This is a genomic window from Acidovorax sp. 69 (assembly GCF_002797445.1).
GTDB lineage: Bacteria > Pseudomonadota > Gammaproteobacteria > Burkholderiales > Burkholderiaceae_C > Acidovorax.
Genome location: NZ_PGEP01000001.1, coordinates 298417 through 316390, shown reverse-complemented (window position 1 = coordinate 316390; position 17974 = coordinate 298417). Strand labels below are relative to the sequence as shown.

17 protein-coding genes and 1 pseudogene are annotated in these 17974 nt (G+C 65.4%); 11 read left to right on the top strand and 7 right to left on the bottom strand.

Annotated elements, in window-relative coordinates; translation table 11 throughout:
* Positions 1-84 precede the first annotated feature (84 nt).
* Together argC and CLU85_RS01470 are read left to right on the top strand one after the other, a co-directional pair.
* Entirely contained in the window at positions 85-1017 is a 933-nt protein-coding gene (gene argC / locus CLU85_RS01475) for an N-acetyl-gamma-glutamyl-phosphate reductase (protein WP_100408732.1), read from the top strand.
* Positions 1018-1127: 110 nt separating this feature from the next.
* Positions 1128-2174, top strand: a complete 1047-nt coding sequence (locus CLU85_RS01470) for an OmpA family protein (RefSeq protein WP_100408731.1) — start codon at positions 1128-1130, stop codon at positions 2172-2174.
* Between the two features lie 94 nt (positions 2175-2268).
* On the opposite strand, the gene recX is transcribed toward CLU85_RS01470, so the two are convergent.
* Both recX and recA read right to left on the bottom strand, forming a co-directional pair.
* Positions 2269-2727, bottom strand: a complete 459-nt coding sequence (gene recX, locus CLU85_RS01465; protein ID WP_100408730.1) for a recombination regulator RecX — start codon at positions 2725-2727, stop codon at positions 2269-2271.
* A gap of 105 nt (positions 2728-2832) precedes the next feature.
* Complete coding sequence (gene recA, locus CLU85_RS01460; protein WP_100408729.1) at positions 2833-3948, bottom strand: recombinase RecA; 1116 nt, start codon at positions 3946-3948, stop codon at positions 2833-2835.
* 141 nt (positions 3949-4089) lie between these two features.
* On the opposite strand from recA, the gene CLU85_RS01455 reads away from it, so the two are divergent.
* Positions 4090-4587 (top strand): MarR family winged helix-turn-helix transcriptional regulator, encoded by a 498-nt coding sequence (locus tag CLU85_RS01455; RefSeq protein WP_100408728.1) that lies wholly within the window; start codon positions 4090-4092, stop codon positions 4585-4587.
* Here CLU85_RS01455 and CLU85_RS01450 read toward each other — a convergent pair.
* A complete protein-coding gene (locus tag CLU85_RS01450) occupies positions 4563-5528 on the bottom strand; it encodes a LysR substrate-binding domain-containing protein (protein WP_100408727.1) in 966 nt (321 codons plus the stop codon). The two genes, CLU85_RS01455 and CLU85_RS01450, sit on opposite strands and share 25 nt — an antisense overlap.
* A gap of 107 nt (positions 5529-5635) precedes the next feature.
* On the opposite strand from CLU85_RS01450, the gene CLU85_RS01445 reads away from it, so the two are divergent.
* The 4 genes from CLU85_RS01445 to CLU85_RS01430 all read left to right on the top strand — a co-directional run bounded on the left by CLU85_RS01445 (position 5636) and on the right by CLU85_RS01430 (position 10151).
* Complete coding sequence (locus tag CLU85_RS01445; protein WP_100408726.1) at positions 5636-6601, top strand: tripartite tricarboxylate transporter substrate binding protein BugE; 966 nt, start codon at positions 5636-5638, stop codon at positions 6599-6601.
* Between the two features lie 122 nt (positions 6602-6723).
* Positions 6724-7656: an N-formylglutamate amidohydrolase gene (locus CLU85_RS01440; protein ID WP_100408725.1), complete on the top strand. Its 933-nt coding sequence runs from the start codon at positions 6724-6726 to the stop codon at positions 7654-7656.
* A gap of 135 nt (positions 7657-7791) precedes the next feature.
* On the top strand, positions 7792-8466 hold the full coding sequence (locus tag CLU85_RS01435) for a response regulator transcription factor (protein ID WP_100408724.1): 675 nt from the start codon (positions 7792-7794) through the stop codon (positions 8464-8466).
* A 233-nt stretch (positions 8467-8699) separates the two neighbouring features.
* A complete protein-coding gene (locus tag CLU85_RS01430) occupies positions 8700-10151 on the top strand; it encodes a sensor histidine kinase (protein ID WP_100408723.1) in 1452 nt (483 codons plus the stop codon).
* Here the strand turns inward: CLU85_RS01430 and CLU85_RS01425 are convergent.
* The 4 genes and pseudogenes from CLU85_RS01425 to CLU85_RS01410 form a co-directional block, all read right to left on the bottom strand.
* On the bottom strand, positions 10122-10325 hold the full coding sequence (locus tag CLU85_RS01425; protein ID WP_157803902.1) for a hypothetical protein: 204 nt from the start codon (positions 10323-10325) through the stop codon (positions 10122-10124). The genes CLU85_RS01430 and CLU85_RS01425 overlap by 30 nt on opposite strands.
* 266 nt (positions 10326-10591) lie before the next feature.
* A pseudogene (locus CLU85_RS01420) lies at positions 10592-11304 on the bottom strand (SPOR domain-containing protein).
* 58 nt (positions 11305-11362) lie between these two features.
* The gene (locus CLU85_RS01415) at positions 11363-12247 is read right to left on the bottom strand and encodes a biotin--[acetyl-CoA-carboxylase] ligase (protein WP_100408721.1); all 885 of its coding nucleotides are present in this window, start codon (positions 12245-12247) and stop codon (positions 11363-11365) included.
* Positions 12244-12867: an SET domain-containing protein gene (locus tag CLU85_RS01410; RefSeq protein WP_232727693.1), complete on the bottom strand. Its 624-nt coding sequence runs from the start codon at positions 12865-12867 to the stop codon at positions 12244-12246. The genes CLU85_RS01415 and CLU85_RS01410 overlap by 4 nt, the downstream gene beginning before the upstream one ends.
* A gap of 133 nt (positions 12868-13000) precedes the next feature.
* On the opposite strand from CLU85_RS01410, the gene CLU85_RS01405 reads away from it, so the two are divergent.
* The 4 genes from CLU85_RS01405 (at position 13001) to CLU85_RS01390 (ending at position 17775) form a co-directional block, all read left to right on the top strand.
* Positions 13001-15925, top strand: a complete 2925-nt coding sequence (locus tag CLU85_RS01405) for a DNA topoisomerase III (RefSeq protein ID WP_100408720.1) — start codon at positions 13001-13003, stop codon at positions 15923-15925.
* Complete coding sequence (locus CLU85_RS01400; RefSeq protein WP_100408719.1) at positions 15922-16149, top strand: hypothetical protein; 228 nt, start codon at positions 15922-15924, stop codon at positions 16147-16149. Before CLU85_RS01405 ends, CLU85_RS01400 begins: the two co-directional genes overlap by 4 nt.
* Positions 16150-16201: 52 nt before the next feature.
* On the top strand, positions 16202-16543 hold the full coding sequence (locus CLU85_RS01395; protein ID WP_100408718.1) for a DUF4124 domain-containing protein: 342 nt from the start codon (positions 16202-16204) through the stop codon (positions 16541-16543).
* A gap of 251 nt (positions 16544-16794) precedes the next feature.
* Complete coding sequence (locus CLU85_RS01390; protein ID WP_100408717.1) at positions 16795-17775, top strand: glycerophosphodiester phosphodiesterase family protein; 981 nt, start codon at positions 16795-16797, stop codon at positions 17773-17775.
* Positions 17776-17974: the final 199 nt, after the last annotated feature.

Sequence of the window (17974 nt, the reverse complement as noted above, 5' to 3'; positions counted from 1 at the left end):
ACTGACGCCCCGGTGGGCATCACGGCCTGTCCATTCGTCTTTTCTATCCGGCAGATGCTGCCGCCTTTTTGCAGGAGCTCCCCCATGTCCAAAGTTTTTATCGATGGCGAAGCCGGCACCACAGGCCTGCAGATCCGCGAGCGCCTGCAGGCCATGCCGCAGATCGAACTGGTCAGCATCGCCCCCGAGTTGCGCAAGGACCCTGGCGCCAAACGGGGCCTGATCGCAGGGGTGGACCTGGTCATCCTGTGCCTGCACGACGATGCTGCGCGTGACACGGTGGCCATGGTCGATGAGATCGAGCGCAGCTCGGGCCGCAAGGTCAAGGTGATTGATGCCAGCACTGCGCACCGCACCGCTTCGGGCTGGGTGTTTGGCTTCCCCGAACTGGCGGCGGGCCAGCGTGAGGCCGTGGCTGCAGCGCAGCGCGTGTCCAACCCAGGCTGCTACGCCACAGGCGCGATTGCACTGCTGCGCCCGCTGGTGGATGCGGGCCTCGTGCCCCCGGATTTTCCATTGGCACTGCCTTCGGTGAGCGGCTACTCGGGCGGCGGGCGCACCATGATTGAAGCCTACGAAGCAGGCGCTGCCCCCCTGTTCGAAGCCTATGCACTCACACTGCAACACAAGCATTTGCCAGAGATCATGCGCTACACCGGCATCACACGGCGCCCGATCTTCGTGCCGTCGGTGGGCAACTTCCGCCAGGGCATGCTGGTGCAATTGCCACTGCACCTGGACCTGCTGCCGGGCGCGCCCAAGGCCGCAGATTTGCACGACGCCTTGGCCGCCCACTATGCCAAGAGCAATACGCCTGAGCAATGGGTGAGCGTGCTCCCCGCCACCGCCGACGGCAAGCTCGACGCCACGGCGCTCAACGACACCAACAAGCTGGAGCTGCGCGTGTTTGCCAACGAGGAATACCGCCACGCCGTGCTGATTGCACGCCTGGACAACCTGGGCAAAGGCGCCAGCGGCGCTGCAGTGCAGAACCTGCAGCTCATGCTGGGTCTGTGACATCCTGCACACCCCGCTGCGGCCGCGCTGCCTGCGCGGCGGCGGGCGCCAGGCACCTGCACCCATAATCGCGCCAGTCCGGGCCGGTGCCCGGCACCGAAAGGCCTGGCATGAAGAACATGGCATCTCCCGGGTGGATGGCGGCGGCCACACTGCTCGTTGTCCTGGCGGCCCCTGCAGGGGCTCAGACACGCGTCCCGACACAGGATGCAAAGGGATTCACCGACCCTACGGGCCTCAAGCGCTACAGCGGCTCCGTGCTCGTGTACCGCGACGACGCTGCCTACGACGAAGTGCGGTTTCCGCTGGCCAAGGTGGTTGACCAAAACGACAAACTGGTGGCTGCACGCAACCTCGATCGCTCGGGCCAGCGCACGGCGCTGCAGTATGTGGCGCCCGCAGGGCGATCTTCGCTGGAGGTGCTGCGGGGCTACCAGCAAGAGCTGAAAGCGGCAGGATTCGAGACCGCCTTCGAATGCGCGGGCGACGCCTGCGGAGGCTCCAACATCTTTACCTTCAGCCTGCCGCGCTCGCTGCTGCCGGCAGGATGGTCGGGCAAGGTGGGCGACAACAGCCCCGCAGCCTGTGCAGCAGGCGGCACGGCAAGCGACCTGCGTTATGCGTTGCTGGACAACAAGGCCACCGGCGCTACCTTGGCCGTGCTGACCTGGAACCCAGATATCACCTCCGTCTACTGCGACGAGAAAGAATTCCAGAAACGCACCACCATTGCCGTCGTGCGCGTGGAGCCCAAGGCGCGCGAGCAGCAGATGGAAACCTTGTCTTCCAGCGAGATCGCCAAGGGGCTCGACGCCAATGGCAAGGTCGCCATTTACGGCATTCTTTTTGATACCGGCAAGGCCGACATCAAGGCGGAGAGCAAGGCTTCACTCGACCAGATCGGCGGCCTGCTCAAACAGCAAACGGGCCTCAAGCTCCACGTGGTGGGGCACACCGACAACGTGGGCAACCTGCCCGCCAACCTCGACCTGAGCCGGCGCCGCGCTGATGCCGTAGCGGCCGCGCTGGCCAAGGACTACGGCATTGCCCGCGACCGCCTGACCGCCAACGGCGTGGCCAGCCTGGCGCCGGTGGCATCCAATGGCAGCGACGGTGGCCGGGCGAAGAACCGCCGCGTCGAACTGGTGCTGCAGTAGCCGGTTTTGCTTCTTGTTTGATAGCTGCTCACGCTTAGTCAACAAGCGCAGGCATCTAAAAAGACTGAAATATCCGAGTGAGTGGCAGGTGGGGTCAGGTGTCATCACCATCCACCGTGCCACGCAGCACACGCCGCACCACGTCGCCCGAGAAGCCGCGCGTGAGCAGGAAACGGGTCTGCTTCGCGCTCTCCTGGGGCGTCTGGGGGGGTTGCACAAACTTGCGCGCCCACACGCTGCGGGCGCGGTCGAGTTCACTGGCCTGCAACTGCGCCACGGCGTTCTGAATGGCCTCGCCCGCCAGTCCCTTGGCCTGCAGCTCCTGGCGAATGCGCGCTCCCCCCAGGCGGCTGGCACGGCGGTGCACCACCGACTCCAGCACCCGGGTTTCATTGATGAAGTCCTTGGCCTGTAGTTCGTCGAGCACGGCCGAAAGGTCTTCACCGTCTTGCACATGCGGGGCCAGCTTTTTGATCAGCTCGGCCCGCGAATGCTCGCGCTGGCTGAGCAGCCGCAGCGCGCGGCCTTTGAGGGAGAGGGTGTCAAAGCCCATGGGTCATGGCAGCCAATGGGTATGAAATCAATAGCTGCCAGCGCTTATTGAATAAGCGCTAGAGGGCAATTTGACTCCAATTATTGGCGTGCCCCTGCCGGCTGCTTATTTGTCTTCCTTGTCGGCTTTGTCCGCCTTCTCGCCCTTGGCGGGCTTGGCCACAGGCGCTGCGCCTGCCAGAGGCGGCAGCAAGGCGATGCCCAGGCTTTCGCGCACCTTGTTTTCAATCTCGTGGGCCAGGTCGGCGTTTTCGCGCAGGAACTCACGGGCGTTGTCGCGGCCTTGGCCGATCTTTTCGCCGTTGTAGGCGTACCAAGCGCCGGCCTTTTCAACGATCTTGGCGTTCACGCCCATGTCGATGATTTCGCCTTCGCGGCTGATGCCCTCGCCAAACAGAATGTCGAACTCGGCCGTCTTGAACGGGGGGCTCACCTTGTTCTTGACCACCTTGACCTTGGTTTCGTTGCCGATGGCCTCGTCGCCCTTCTTGATGGTGCCGGTGCGGCGGATATCGAGGCGTACCGAGGCGTAGAACTTCAGCGCATTACCGCCGGTGGTGGTTTCAGGGCTGCCGAACATCACGCCAATCTTCATGCGGATCTGGTTGATGAAGATGACCATGCAGTTGGTCTTCTTGATGGTGCTGGTCAGCTTGCGCAGCGCCTGGCTCATCAGACGGGCCTGCAGGCCGGGCAGGCTGTCGCCCATTTCGCCTTCGATTTCAGCCTTGGGGGTGAGTGCGGCGACCGAGTCGATGACGATCAGGTCCACGGCGCCGGAGCGCACCAGGCTGTCCACAATCTCCAGCGCTTGCTCGCCGGTATCCGGCTGGCTGATCAGCAGGTCGGACAGCTGCACACCCAGCTTCTGGGCGTATTGCACATCCAGGGCGTGCTCGGCGTCGACAAACGCGCAGGTGCCGCCCTGCTTTTGCATTTCGGCGATCACTTGCAGTGTGAGCGTGGTCTTGCCCGACGATTCCGGGCCGTAGATTTCGACCACGCGGCCACGGGGCAGGCCGCCCACGCCCAGCGCAATGTCCAGGCCCAGCGAGCCGGTGGAGACGACCTGGATGTCCTCGATCACCTCGCCTTCGCCTAGGCGCATGATCGTGCCCTTGCCAAATTGTTTCTCGATCTGAGCGAGCGCGGCGGCCAGGGCCTTGGCCTTTTCGGTGTTCACTGGCAATGCGGGGTTGGTGCCTTTGACTGCGACGTCCATGAGAAAACTCCTTGAGAAACAACAGGTTAGATGGTTGCATCGCTCTGCGGTTAATCACAGGCTGGATGCTTGAACAGTAGTTTATGCGAGCTGTTGTGGGGCTTTCAAGGATAATTTAGTCAGTTTGCCTGACAATTGACCATGCCTGAATTTGTCCCCCCATCTACCGCCGAAGATGGCTGGCGCCAGACCCACCTGGGCCGCCTGTTCGGCCACGCCATGCGCCGCTTTGATGCGCGGGTGCTGCAGCTCATGGCGCGCAATGTCGAGGTGCCACTGGCACTGTCTAACTTGGCGGCACGCGACCAGGTGACGGCTGCGCACGTGCACATCACCCGCCACCTGGCGCTGCAAGGCGACCGGCTGACCGATCTGGCCCAGCGCGCGGGCATGACCAAGCAGGCCATGGCCAACCTGGTGGATCAGTGCGAGGCCTGGGGGCTGGTCACCCGTGCAGCCGACCCGCTGGATGCGCGGGCACGCCGGGTGTGTTTCACGCCCACGGGCCTGGCCTGGTTGCAGGCCTTTCGGGATGCGGTGGCGCAGGCCGAAGCCGAGTTTCGCGAGGAGGTAGGGCAGGACGTGGCCACCGTGGTGGCCATTGGGCTGGAGGCCTACGCCGGTGCAGCCGGTGGTTGAAGCAGCGTTGCTGCGTCGATAGCCCCCACAGGCTCGGCGCAGGCCAGCAGCCACTGCCGAAAGCACTGCAGCGCATGCAACTGCGTGCGCCCTTCGGGGTAACAAAACCAGTAGCCCATGTCGCTTTGATAACCACCACGCAGGGCGGCATCGGCCAAAGGCTCGCGCACCAGGCCCGCCGTGATCTCGTCTTGCACCAGGCAACGGGGCACCAGCGCCAGGCCCATGCCTGCTTGCACCGCGCGGATCATGGTCTGAAACTGGTCAAACTGCGGGCCCGCCAGGGGGTCGATGGCGCCTTCGACGGCATGGGTCTCGCTCCAGCGCAGCCAGGCCTCGGGCACCGTGACATGGCGCAGCAGGGTGTGTTGGGCGACGTCGCGCGGGGTATGGATGGCCCAGTCAGCCACTTTGGCGCGCGGTGCGATCAGCGCCACATCGTTGCCCGTTATGTGGTGGGCATGGGCGCCCGGCCAGTGGCCGTCGCCAAACAAAATCGCGCAGTCCAGCTCGGGCCGCGTGAAGTCGTAGCTGTGCACGTAGGGCACAAAGTGCAGCGTGATTTGCGGGTGCTGCTGCTGGAACTGCGGCAGCCGTGGAATGAGCCACTTGGCGGCAAACGTGGGCAAGCTGGACAGGTGCAGTGCGCCGCCGCCGTCGTCGCTGGTGATCAGCTCCAGCGTGGCAGCCTCCAGTTGCGCCAGCACCCCGCGCACGGCCTTTTCATAGCGCTCACCCGCCGGGGTCAACGCCAGGCGCTTGCGGCTGCGCTCGAACAACGGCACGCCAACCCAGGTTTCCAGCTCCTTGATTTGTTTGCTGACCGCGCTCTGGGTGAGGTGCAACGCCTCAGCCGCGCGCGACACGCCGCCAAACCGCGTCACGGTGGAGAACGCCCGCAACAAATGCAAAGGGGGTGAGAGACGGCGCAGCGAGGACATAGTAAGTCATCAAATCATTCCAAATTGGAATGTTATCAGGCATATCCATTGCTTGGTAGAGCACATCAATTCATTTAACCTCAACGCACTTCATAGGAGAAATCCCCATGCAACGCCGTCACCTGCTTTCCGCATTGGCCGCCGTATCTTTCGTTCCTGGAATGTCTTTGGCGCAAGAAGGCAAGCCTCTGCGCCTCATCGTCCCATTCCCTCCCGGGGGTGCAACAGACATCACGGCCCGCAGTCTGCAAGAGTCGCTGGCCCGCATCCTCAAGCAGCCCGTGGTGCTGGAAAACCGGGGCGGCGCAGGCGGCTCCATTGGCATGGCCGAAGTGGCACGCGCCCCGGCAGATGGCCTCACCATTGGCGTGGCCACGCTCTCCACGCACGGCGTGAACCCCGCCGTGTACAGCAAGCTGCCCTACAACCCGACCAAAGACTTTGTCGGTGTGACCGAGATCGTGAAGGCGCCTGGCGTCATCGTCATCAACCCGGCCGTGCTGCCTGTCAAGAGCTTCGCGGACCTTGTGAAGCACCTCAAGGCCAACCCCGGCAAGGTGTCATACGCCACGCCCGGCAACGGCACCATTGGCCACATGTGGGGTGAGCTGTTCAAGAGCAGCACGGGCACCTCGATGGTGCACATCCCCTACCGTGGTGCAGGCCCGGCCATCAACGACGTGTTGGCGGGCCAGGTGGCGGTGTACTTTGACCAGGTCGCCTCGTCGCTGCCCCACGTCAAGTCGGGCAAGCTCAAGGCGCTGGCCGTGTCATGGCATGAGCGACTGGATGTGCTGCCCGATGTGCCCACCTACGCCGAACTGGGTTTCAAACAGGCCAACGAGCCCTCATGGTTTGGCCTGGTGGCCCCCGCCGCCACACCCGCCGCAGCGGTCGAGCGCATTCAGCAGGCCGTGGCCCAGGCGCTCAAGGAACCCGCCGTGCGCGAGCGACTGGCGGGCCAGGGCCTCTACCCCTCGGGCACCACACCCAAGGAGTTCACTGCCCAGATCGTCACCGAGATCGACAAGATGAAGCGTGTGGCGGCCTACGCCAAGATCGCGCTGGATTGACACCCACACCGGGCCTGCGGGCCCGGCGGCCATAGCTGGGGAAGACCATCTCAGGGATAACCATGGTCTTCAACCGGTCTGGGCGGCTAGGCCAGCCGCCCCACTTTGCGCACACTCTGCCTATGCACGCAGCCTTGAAACTGATCCACCGCCGATTCCTGCAAGCCCAGCCGGGCGTCACCGGCTCGCCGGGGCTAGCCACTGAACCGGCCACCCGCACGGTGACATCCATACCGGGCAACACCGCCCTCGTGCTCGACTCGCCACACAGCGGTACCCAGTACCCCGGCGACTTCGGCTCCGCCTGCGACCTGCCCACGCTGCGGCGCGCCGAAGACACCCACGTCGAAAAGATCTACGCCTTCGCACCCGCCCTGGGTGCGGCCTGGGTCGAAGCCCACTTCCCCCGTATCTACCTCGATGCCAACCGCGACACGACCGAGCTGGACACCAGCCTGCTCGACGGCGACTGGCCCGACCCCATCTCCACCGATCCCCAGGTGCTCAGCAAGGTGCGGCTGGGCAAGGGCCTGATCTGGAAGTTCACCGACGAGGGCGAGCCCATCTACAACCGGCTGCTTTCCGTGGCCGAGGTGCGCGCCCGCATCGACCGCTGCTGGCGCCCCTACCACGCGGCGGTGGAAACCGCCATTGACGCCGCCCATGCGCGCCACGGCAACAGCATCCACCTCAACTGCCACTCCATGCCCGCCGTGGCGGGGCGCTTTGCCACCGAATATCCGGGGTTGCAGCATGCTGACTTTGTGGTGGGCGACCGCGACGGCACCACGGCCAGCCCCGCCCTGTCGGCACTGATCTGCGATCACCTGCGCGGCTGCGGATACAGCGTCGAATACAACCACCCCTACAAGGGCGTGGAACTGGTGCGTCGCTACGGCAAGCCCGCGCAACACCGGCACAGCATCCAGGTGGAGATCAACCGCAAGCTCTATATGGACGAGCACACGCTGGCCCAGCTGCCCGAGGGCATGGCCCGCCTGCAGGCCGACCTGACCGCGCTGGTGCACAGGCTGCTGGTCACCGACCCGCGCTGAAGACGGCGGCGGTGCGCAGGCGCGGGGCCAAGCCATGGCACGCGGCCCGCTTGCGGCGCAGCAAGGCGCCGCGCCGCCTAAAATCGCGGCACAGGCGCGGCGCAAGACCGCAGCCACCCACCAGGAGACTCCCGCATGCGCATCCTTATTGCCGAAGACGACCAGGTGCTGGCCGATGGCCTGCTGCGCACGCTGCGCGCCTCGGGGGCCGTGGTGGACCATGTCGCCAGCGGTAGCGAGGCCGATGCCGCCCTCATGACCAACAACGAGTTCGACCTGCTCATCCTGGACCTGGGCCTGCCCAAGATGCACGGACTGGAGGTGTTGAAAAAGCTGCGCGGCCGGGGATCGGCCCTGCCGGTGCTCATCCTCACCGCCGCCGACAGCGTGGAAGAGCGCGTGAAGGGCCTGGACTTTGGCGCCGACGACTACATGGCCAAGCCCTTCAGCCTGCAGGAGCTGGAAGCCCGCGTGCGGGCCCTCACGCGCCGGGGCATGGGCGGCACCAGCAGCGCCATCAAACACGGCCCGCTGGTGTACGACCAGGCCGGCCGCGTGGCCACCATCGACGGCAAGATGATCGAACTGTCGGCCCGCGAACTGGGCCTGCTCGAAGTGCTGCTGCAGCGCGCGGGCCGCCTCGTGAGCAAGGAGCAACTGGTGGAGCGCCTGTGCGAATGGGGCGAAGAAGTGAGCAACAACGCCATCGAGGTCTACATCCACCGCCTGCGCAAGAAGATCGAGGGCGGGCCCATCCGCATCGCCACGGTGCGCGGCCTGGGCTACTGCCTCGAAAAAATCCCCGGATGATATGAAGCCCCCCCTGAGTCGCTTCGCGCCGTTCCCCTCTCCTTCGGGAGGTGGACGCACCCGGTGGCCTGGCAGAGCCAGTTCCACGGGTGCACTGGCCTTGGTCGCGTCAGTCGCACAGGCTGTAGACGGGCATGGCGTGCTGGTTGAATACTATAAAGAAAATAGCTGTTAGCGCATGATGGATAAGCGCTAGAGGCCATTTTCATTCAAAAATTACTGCGGCGAACGCCTTGAAAATATTCCAGCGAGAGCAGCGCTCCCTGTTCGGCGAAATCCTCGACTGGATGCTCACGCCGCTGCTGCTGCTGTGGCCCGTGAGCCTGGCGCTCACCTGGCTGGTGGCACAGGGCCTGGCCAACAAGCCATTCGACCGCGCGCTCGAATACAACGCCCATGCGCTGGCCCAGCTGGTGAGCGTGGTGGGCGACAAGGCACAGTTCAACCTGCCCCAGCCCGCCAGCGAGATCCTGCGCGCCGATGACTCGGACATTGTTTATTACCAGGTCATCGGCCCGGGTGGTGAATTCCTCTCCGGCGAGCGGGATCTGCCCGAGCCCCCGAGCGATGAAGTCCCCATGTCGGGCGAGGTGCGGCTGCGCGACGCTGAGATGCGCGGCATTGACATCCGCGTGGCCTACATCTGGGTGCGCCTGCCGCTGCAGGACACCCCCGTGGCACTGGTGCAGGTGGCCGAGACGCGCGAGAAGCGCAGTGTGCTGGCCACCGAAATCATCAAGGGTGTGATGCTGCCGCAGTTTGTCATCCTGCCACTGGCCGTGTTGCTGGTGTGGCTGGCGCTGGCGCGCGGTATCCAGCCCCTGAACCAGCTGGAGCAGCGCATCCGCGCGCGCAACCCCGACGACCTCTCGCCGCTGGACGACCGCACCGTGCCACTCGAAGTGGCGCCGCTGGTGGCATCGGTGAACGACCTGCTCACGCGCCTGAACGACTCGCTGGCCACCCAAAAACGCTTTCTGGCCGATGCCGCGCACCAGCTCAAGACCCCGCTGGCGGGTCTGCGCATGCAGGCCGACCTGGCCCAGCGCGAAGGCACCAGCACCGAAGAACTCAAGCGCTCGCTGCAGCAGATCGGCCGCTCCAGCATCCGCGCCACGCACACCGTCAACCAGTTGCTGGCGCTGGCACGGGCCGAGGGCAGTGGCGTGGGCATCGCACGCCAGCCCTGCGACCTGGCGCGCCTGGCCATCGAGGTGGTCCGCGACTCGGTGCCCCGCGCGCTCGACAAGAAAATCGACCTGGGCTACGACGGCGCCGAACCGGGCTCGCCCGGTGTGCTGATCGACGGCAACCCCACCTTGCTCAAGGAGCTGGTGCGCAACCTGGTGGACAACGCCATCAACTACACCCCCTCCACGCCCGACAAGCCCGGCGTGGTCACCGCCCGCGTGCTGGCCGATACCTTTGGCCATGTGCTGCTGCTGCAGGTCGAAGACTCGGGCCCCGGTGTGCCCGAGGCCGAGCGCGAACTGGTGTTCCAGCCGTTTTACCGTGCGCTGGGCAGCGAGGCCGACGGCTCAGGCCTGGGCCTGCCGATCGTGCTGGAAATCGCGCGCAAACACGGCGCCGAGGTCACGCTCGAAGATGCCCGCCCCGGCCAGCTGCCACCCGGTGCACGTTTCAGCGTGCGTTTTTCAGCGCGCGAGGTGGTGGCGGGCAGCTGACCCGCTGATCGGTGCGCAGGCTGATCGCACGGTGCAGCCCACCCGTTGCACCGACGTCAGCGCCATGGAGAGAAAACCACGGGCCTTGGGCACGCGATACCCCCCTTGCGCACCCAGCACCTCGGCCACCACACCCGCCTCCGAGAAGGTCAGCGTTCCCGCTGACGGGGTCATGGTCCCACTGCCCACAACGCGAAATGCCGTAGTCGAGCTCCAGCGCATGCGGCATCTCCCGCAGCGCTGCAAGGGGTGCCTGCACAAGTGACCGCACACGCACAGGTGGCATACGACTCGCCGTGTTGATCGCGGTGGAGCAAGGAGGCTTCTTCGGTCATGGTGAACAGGTGCGCTCCATCTGGCCAGGGAACGCGCGGTAGGGGCGCTTGGGGGGCAGTACAACGGCGCGCCAGCAAGTGGCCGATGTGGCAAGCGGGGCGGGCTCAGCCGCAGGTGCGCAGCGTCTTGCCGGCCATGGCGGAGCGCAGGGCGTCCAGCTGCGGCCGCAGCGCGTCGGTCACGGAGGGCAGGCGCAACGTGAAGCCAGGGGATTCGGGGCGCTCCTGGATCACGCGGGCCGTGCGCACCCCTTTGTTGCCCAGGTTCACCAACTCACGCTTGGCCGCCTCTTCGGACGAAAAGCGGCCCAGCGACAGGCCCAGCTCCAGCGTGCCGCCCGCGCGGTCAAAGTTCACATTGCGCGCCCGCAGTTCTGCGCGCTTTTTGTCCAGGGTTTCCACATCGTCGAAGCGACCCATGTAAACCATCCAGCGGCCCGCAATGGGTGTGGACTCCAGTGCCCAGCTGCCCTGAGGCAGGCCTGCGGCAGCGGTGCGCAGGGCCTCGGCCTGGCGGTCGTCAAACACGCCGGCCTGCAGGCATTCGGCAAAATCGGCGGGCGGGGAGGGGACTGCGTCCGCCGCGCTGGCGGTGGTTGCTGCGAGCGCGGCGGAGGCGGGGGGGCTGGGGTGATGGACGAGGTCTTGCCCGGGTTCACCTTCAGGATCTGCAGCGTTTCGGGGCGGATCTGCTGCTCCATGCGCTGCGGCTCGGCCTGTTCTTCAGGGGCAAATCCCCAATTCTTGAGCAGGCCCTGCGACCACGCGTAGTAACCCGCGTTGGCCAGCAGCAGTGCCATCACGGCAAGACGCAACATGGGGCAGGGCCTTTCGATGGTCGGGTCATCAGAACCTGATGACGGTCTCGCAGGGGATTCATACCGGGGGCACGGCGCTGGGCCGCACGCTGATTTCGGAGCTGGTGATGGCCTGCATGCCGCCAGCCGTGTGCACCAGCAACGCACCATCGTCGCCCACGCCGTGCGCGGTGCCCGTGTGGCCGTCGCTGAGCGTCACGGCCCGGCCCTGCAGCACGTCGCGCGCCGCAAAGCGGGGCTGCATGGGCGCAAATCCATAGCCCGCAAACGACTGCAGCATGGCCACCAGCGGCGGCACGATGCGCAGCAAGGCCGTGGGTGCGTCCAGGCCGGTCTCCACATCCTGCAGACTGCCAGGGGGCATGCTCATGCCTTCGGGGCTGCGCGGCAGCACGTTGATGCCAATGCCCACCACCACATACCGCGCGATGCTGGTACTTGTACCGGTACTGGTGATGGCCTGCGAGGCTGCCGTCTGGGGCGTCACAAAACTGGCCGTCTCCACCAGGATGCCGCCGAGCTTGCGGTCGCCCGCCGCTGCATTGCCACCACCCAGCCACAAATCATTGGGCCACTTGAGCCCCACGCGCGCAGGCTGCCCTGCGCCCAGGGCAGGCAACACAGGCTGCAGGCTTTCAGCCACGCTCACCCCCACGGCCAGCGACAGGCCTGACCAATCGACGGGCGCCAGCGGCAAGCCCAGCGACATCATCAGCGACGCGCCCACATCGCTTTGCCACACCCGCCCCAGCCGCCCCCGCCCTGCGGTCTGCTGCTCGGCCACCAGCAGAGTGGGTTCACATTGCCCGGCGCGCGCACGGCGCATCAGCTCGGTGTTGGTCGAATCGATGGTGGGCAACACCTCCACTGTAAAACCGGGCAGCAGGGGCGCCACAGCCTCCCAGATGGCCTCTGCAGGCCAGCGGATGAGGGCGGCGCTCACCGGGACGGACCTCGGGAGGGGGTCTTTGTAGAGACCTTGGCGCCGGGCTTGGCACCGGTTGTCTGCACAGTGCCCGTGGCCTTGCGCGCCTTGGCGGCGGGCTTGGACGGCGGCAGCGGCACCGGCGGCGCCCAGCCACGCTTGGGAGCCAGCAACGTGCCCCGGCAGTTCTTGCTGCCACACCAGCAGGGGTACTCGGCCTTGAGCTTGGGGGTGTAGCGCTCTTCAATGATCAGGCCGTAGTCGTAGTTCAGCTCTTCACCCGCCTTGATGTTGCGCAGCGCCGTGATGAAGATGCGGTGGCCTTGTTCGTCGGCGTAGCAGTTGGGGTTGCAACTGTGGTTGATCCAGCGCGACGAGTTGCCGCCGAACTTTGCGTCGATCACGTGGTCTTCATCCACATGAAAGTAAAACGTGTGGTTGGGTTGCAGGGGGTCGTGCGGGTGGCGGTCCTGCGCCTCCTGCCAGCCAATCACCTCGCCCGTGTACTCCACAAGGACTTCGCCCTCTGCAATATCCTGCACCGCAAACACCCCTTTGCCATGCACTCCCGAGCGTCGCGTCTGGATGCGGCGGCCCGGCACGGGGGTAGGGGTAGAAGGCGATGCGGAGCGGGGCATGGCAAAAACTCTGTTAACTTGATAGTGCACACACATGTGTGCGTGCGCGTGTATGCGTGTACGTGCGCGTAAGAACCGAATTGTAGAAGCGCCCGGAACCCGGGCAACCAGATTGACTGGCGAGAGCCCCAAAATGACCAAGACCCTGGTAATTGCAGAAAAACCATCCGTCGCGCAAGACATCGTGCGCGCACTGACCCCCGTGGCCGGCAAGTTCGACAAGCACGACGACCACTTCGAGAACGACCGCTATGTAGTCACCAGCGCCGTGGGCCACCTGGTGGAGATCCAGGCGCCCGAAGAATTCGACGTGAAGCGCGGCAAGTGGAGCTTTGCGCACCTGCCCGTCATCCCGCCGTACTTCGATTTGAAGCCCGTGGACAAGACCAAGACGCGCCTGAACGCGGTGGTCAAGCAGGCCAAGCGCAAGGACGTCACGCAACTCATCAACGCCTGTGACGCGGGCCGCGAGGGCGAGCTGATCTTCCGCCTGATCGAGCAGTACGCCGGTGGTGCCAAGCCTCTGGGCAAGCCCGTCAAGCGGCTGTGGCTGCAGTCCATGACGCCCCAGGCCATCCGCGACGGCTTTGACGCCCTGCGCACGGAGCAGCAGATGGCAGGCCTGGCCCACGCCGCGCGCAGCCGGTCTGAGGCCGACTGGCTGGTGGGCATCAACGGCACGCGCGCCATGACGGCGTTCAACTCGCGCGACGGCGGGTTCTTCCTCACCACCGTGGGTCGCGTGCAGACGCCCACACTGTCGCTGGTGGTGGAGCGTGAAGAAAAGATCCGCAAGTTCATCAGCCGCGACTACTGGGAAATCCACGCCACCTTTGGCGCGCAGGCCGGTGAATACCCCGCCAAGTGGTTCGACCCCAAGTGGAAGAAAAGCGAAGACGTCGAAGCCCGCGCCGACCGCACATGGTCCGCCGCCGAAGCCACCGCCATTGCCAACGCCGTGCGCGGCAAGCAAGCCACGGTCACCGAAGAGAGCAAGCCCACCACGCAGGCATCGCCCCTGTTGTTTGACCTGACCAGCCTGCAGCGCGAGGCCAACGGCAAGTTCGGTTTCAGTGCCAAGACCACACTGGCGCTGGCGCAAAGCCTGTACGAGCGCCACAAGGCCCTGACCTACCCGCGGACCGACTCGCGCGCGCTGCCGGAAGACTACCTGCCCGTGGCCAAGCAGACCTTCGAGATGCTGGCCGACAGTGGCATGCGCCACCTGGCCCCGCACGCGCTCACCGCGCTCAACAACAACTACATCCGGCCCAGCAAGCGCATCTTTGACAACAGCAAGGTGAGCGATCACTTTGCCATCATCCCCACGCTGCAGGCGCCCAGTGGTCTGTCTGAAGCCGAGCAAAAGCTGTACGACCTGGTGGTGCGCCGCTTCATGGCCGTGTTCTTCCCCAGTGCGGAATACACGGTCACCACCCGCATTTCCACCGTGGCGCCCCACAGTTTCAAGACCGAAGGCAAGGTGCTGGTCAAGCCCGGCTGGCTGGCCATCTACGGCAAGGAAGCGGCCGACGAAGTCGAGGGCGGCAAAGAGGGTGACAAGGGCCAGAACCTGGTGCCGGTGAAGCCCGGCGAAATGGTCAACACCCTGGCCGTCGACCCCAAGGGGCTCAAGACCAAGCCCCCCGCACGCTACTCTGAAGCCACGCTGCTGGGCGCCATGGAAAGCGCCGGCAAGCAGATCGACGACGAAGAATTGCGTGAAGCCATGCAGGAAAAGGGCCTGGGTACGCCTGCCACGCGCGCAGCCACCATCGAAGGCTTGTTGACCGAAAAGTACATGCTGCGCGAAGGCCGCGAAATCATCCCCACGGCCAAGGCGTTTCAGCTCATGACGCTGCTGCGCGGGCTGGAGGTCGAAGAACTGTGCCGCGCCGACCTGACCGGCGAATGGGAGTTCAAGCTCTCGCAAATGGAAAAGGGCCTGCTCACCCGCGAAGACTTCATGGCGGGCATTGCCAGCATGACCGAGCGCATGGTCAAGAAGGCCAAGGAATACGACCGCGACACCATCCCCGGCGACTACGCCACGCTCGAATCCCCTTGCCCCAATTGCGGTGGCGTGGTGAAGGAAAACTACCGCCGCTTTGCCTGCGTGGGCAAGCCCGGCTCGGAAGGCTGCGGCTTCAGTTTTGGCAAGTCGCCCGCAGGCCGCACGTTTGAAACTGCCGAGGCCAATGCCCTGTTGGCGACCAAGAAGATCGGCCCGCTGGAAGGTTTCCGCTCCAAGGCGGGCTGGCCCTTCACGTCCGAGATCATCATCAAGTACGACGACGAGGCGCACAACTACAAGCTCGAATTCGACTTTGGCGACGACAAGAAGGGCGAAGAGTCGGGCGAGATCGTGGAGTTCGAAGACGCCGCGCTCGGCCCTTGCCCCATCTGCGGCTCAGAGGTGCACGAGCACGGCAGCAACTTTGTGTGCAGCAAGGCCGTGCCCACCGCTGCGCAACCCACACCGAGCTGCACCTTCAAGAGCGGCAAGATCATCCTGCAGCAGCCTGTGGAGCGTGAGCAGATGCAAAAGCTGCTGGCCACCGGCAAGACCGACCTGCTCGACAAGTTTGTGAGCATGCGCACCCGCCGCGCGTTCAAGGCCCACCTGGCGTGGGACAAGGAAGCGGGCAAGGTCAACTTTGAGTTTGCGCCATCCAAGTTTCCGCCCCGCCCTGGCGCTGCTGCAAAAACAGGAGCTGCTGGCGCAAGCAGGACAAGCGCTACAGCCAAAAAAGCCGCCAAACCTGCCGCCGCCAAGAAAGCGCCAGCCACCAAAACCGCCGCTGCCAAGGCCCCGCGAAAGGCCGCCGCAGGCAAGGCCCCCAGCGCCGCGCTGGCCGCCGTGATCGGCGCCGAGCCCGTGGCCCGGCCCGAGGCGGTCAAGAAGATGTGGGAGTACATCAAGGCCCACAACCTGCAAGACCCCAAAGACAAGCGCACCATCGTCGCCGATGACAAGCTGCGCGCCGTGTTCGGCAAGGACAGCGCAGGCATGTTCGAGCTGGCGGGCATTTTGGGCAACCACCTGGGCGGCGAGTGACCACGGCACCGCGCCCTGTACACCGCACCACGGCCAGTGCCCGTTGGCGCTGCGTGCTGTCGGCGCTGGCCGCCTTGGGCGTTGCCGGGGTGCTGGTGGGCTGCGGCAGCACGCCGGGTTCGGCGCGCTCCAGCGACCCTGCTGCGCCCACGCAGCCGGGCGGAAGCGGTGTCACCGTGTTTGGCGACATCGACGTGAACGTCACTAAGCAGCGCACGCGCTAGGGCACGTCCGCGCACCCCGCAGGCACCTGCTACCTCTACAGCACCCCACCCCATGCGCAGCCGCACCGAACGCACCGTTCTCACCGCCATTGCGGTGGTCGTGGTTGCCGCCGCCGCGGCCGCCTGGTGGACATCCGACCAGTGGCTGCCCCATGCAGGGCCGTGGACCGAGCAGGCCTGGAAGAAAGTCACCCGCCCCGGCCCCGAAACCCTGCCGCCTGACAAGCGGCCTGCGGCACAGGCCCGCGCTGCGCGGGGCGGTGCGTCTGCACCCGTGGCCCCGCAGCCGCGCAAGTGTGTGCAAGACGGCCGCATCAGCTACACCGACCAGCCTTGCCCCAAAGGCAGCCAGGAGCTGCCGGTGTACGGCGCCGTCACTTCCCTGCCGCCTTAGCAAGCATCGCTGGGCCGCAGCCGCCTGCAAGTGCCCAGGGTGGCCTGCGTCAGCACAACGCTTCCACCCCAGGCACTTGACGGACGCCGTCACATGGATGGCACCCCCCTTGGTTGCGCTGCCCTGATGTGGGCGATGGGCCTGCTTTTGCACGGGCGTCGCGCAGGTGTCTACCTGCTGGCCCTTGTCACCAGACTGCCATGGTGCGCCGATAGAGTCGGCCTCTTTTTCAAGCACTGGACCCGCCCGCCATGAACGCTTTTTCCTTCGCCGCAGTCTGCCTGTCCGCCCTCGTCCTTGCCGGATGTGGCGGCAACGATGACGCACCCGCACAGCCCCAGGTGATTGCCCACCGGGGCGCCAGCGGCTACTTGCCCGAACACACCCTGGGCGGCTACGAGCTGGCCATCCGCATGGGCACCGACTTCATCGAGCCCGATCTGCAAATCACCAAAGACGGCGCGCTGGTCGCCATCCACGACGACACGCTGAACCGCACCACCAACGTGGCCACGCTCTTTGCGCAGCGCAATGGCGCCTACAAAGTGGCTGACTTCACCCTGGCCGAGATCAAAACCCTGACCGTGGTGCCCACAGGCACGGGCAAAACCACCTACCCCAGTTTTACCCCCAGCGCCGCCAACCCGTTTGGCGTGCCCACCTTTCAGGAAGTGGTGGACTTTGCCAAAAAGCAGAGCAGCGTCGTGGGCCGCGAAGTGGGCATCTACCCCGAAGCGAAACAGGCCGACCCGGTGATGGAAGACGGCATCTTGAAGACGCTGAACGCCAGCGGCTACAACGCAGGCAGCAAGCTCTTCATCCAGTCGTTCAGCGACGCCACGCTGCGCAGCCTGCGCACCAAACAAATCGCGCAGAACAACAAGATGCCGCTGGTGCTGCTGGGCGTGGCCACCACTGCGGCCGACGGCAGCGCGCGCATGGGCGTAACGGGCGCCACGGGTGTGAGCGTGCTCACGCTGAAAGAAGTGGCTGCCTTTACTGAAGGCGTGGGCGTGCTTATCAACAACAGCACCTACCCCCTCACCAAAACCTTCATCGACCAAGCCCACGCCGCAGGCCTGAAGGTACACGGCTGGACCTTTGCCCAGGCCGACGCCACCCTGGCCGCTGCAGAGTTCCGCAAGTACCTCGACATGGGCATGGACGGCATGTTTGCCAACTACCCCGACCTGGCGGTGACCACGCGCAACGCCTACGTGCAGGGCAAGTAAAGCGGGCCCGAGGGAGTGCCGCCGGTGGCTTGGCTGCGGCGGCACGCTGAATCAGCGCACAGGCCACGCACGGGCCGCGGATAGGACATGTCCAGGGCGGGCAAGGCCTTGTGCACGCGCGGCCACGGCGCACATGTCGGTTTTTTCCTATCCAGCCGCTGGGCTCCCCGCGTCCAATTGCTGCATTGATTCACAACCA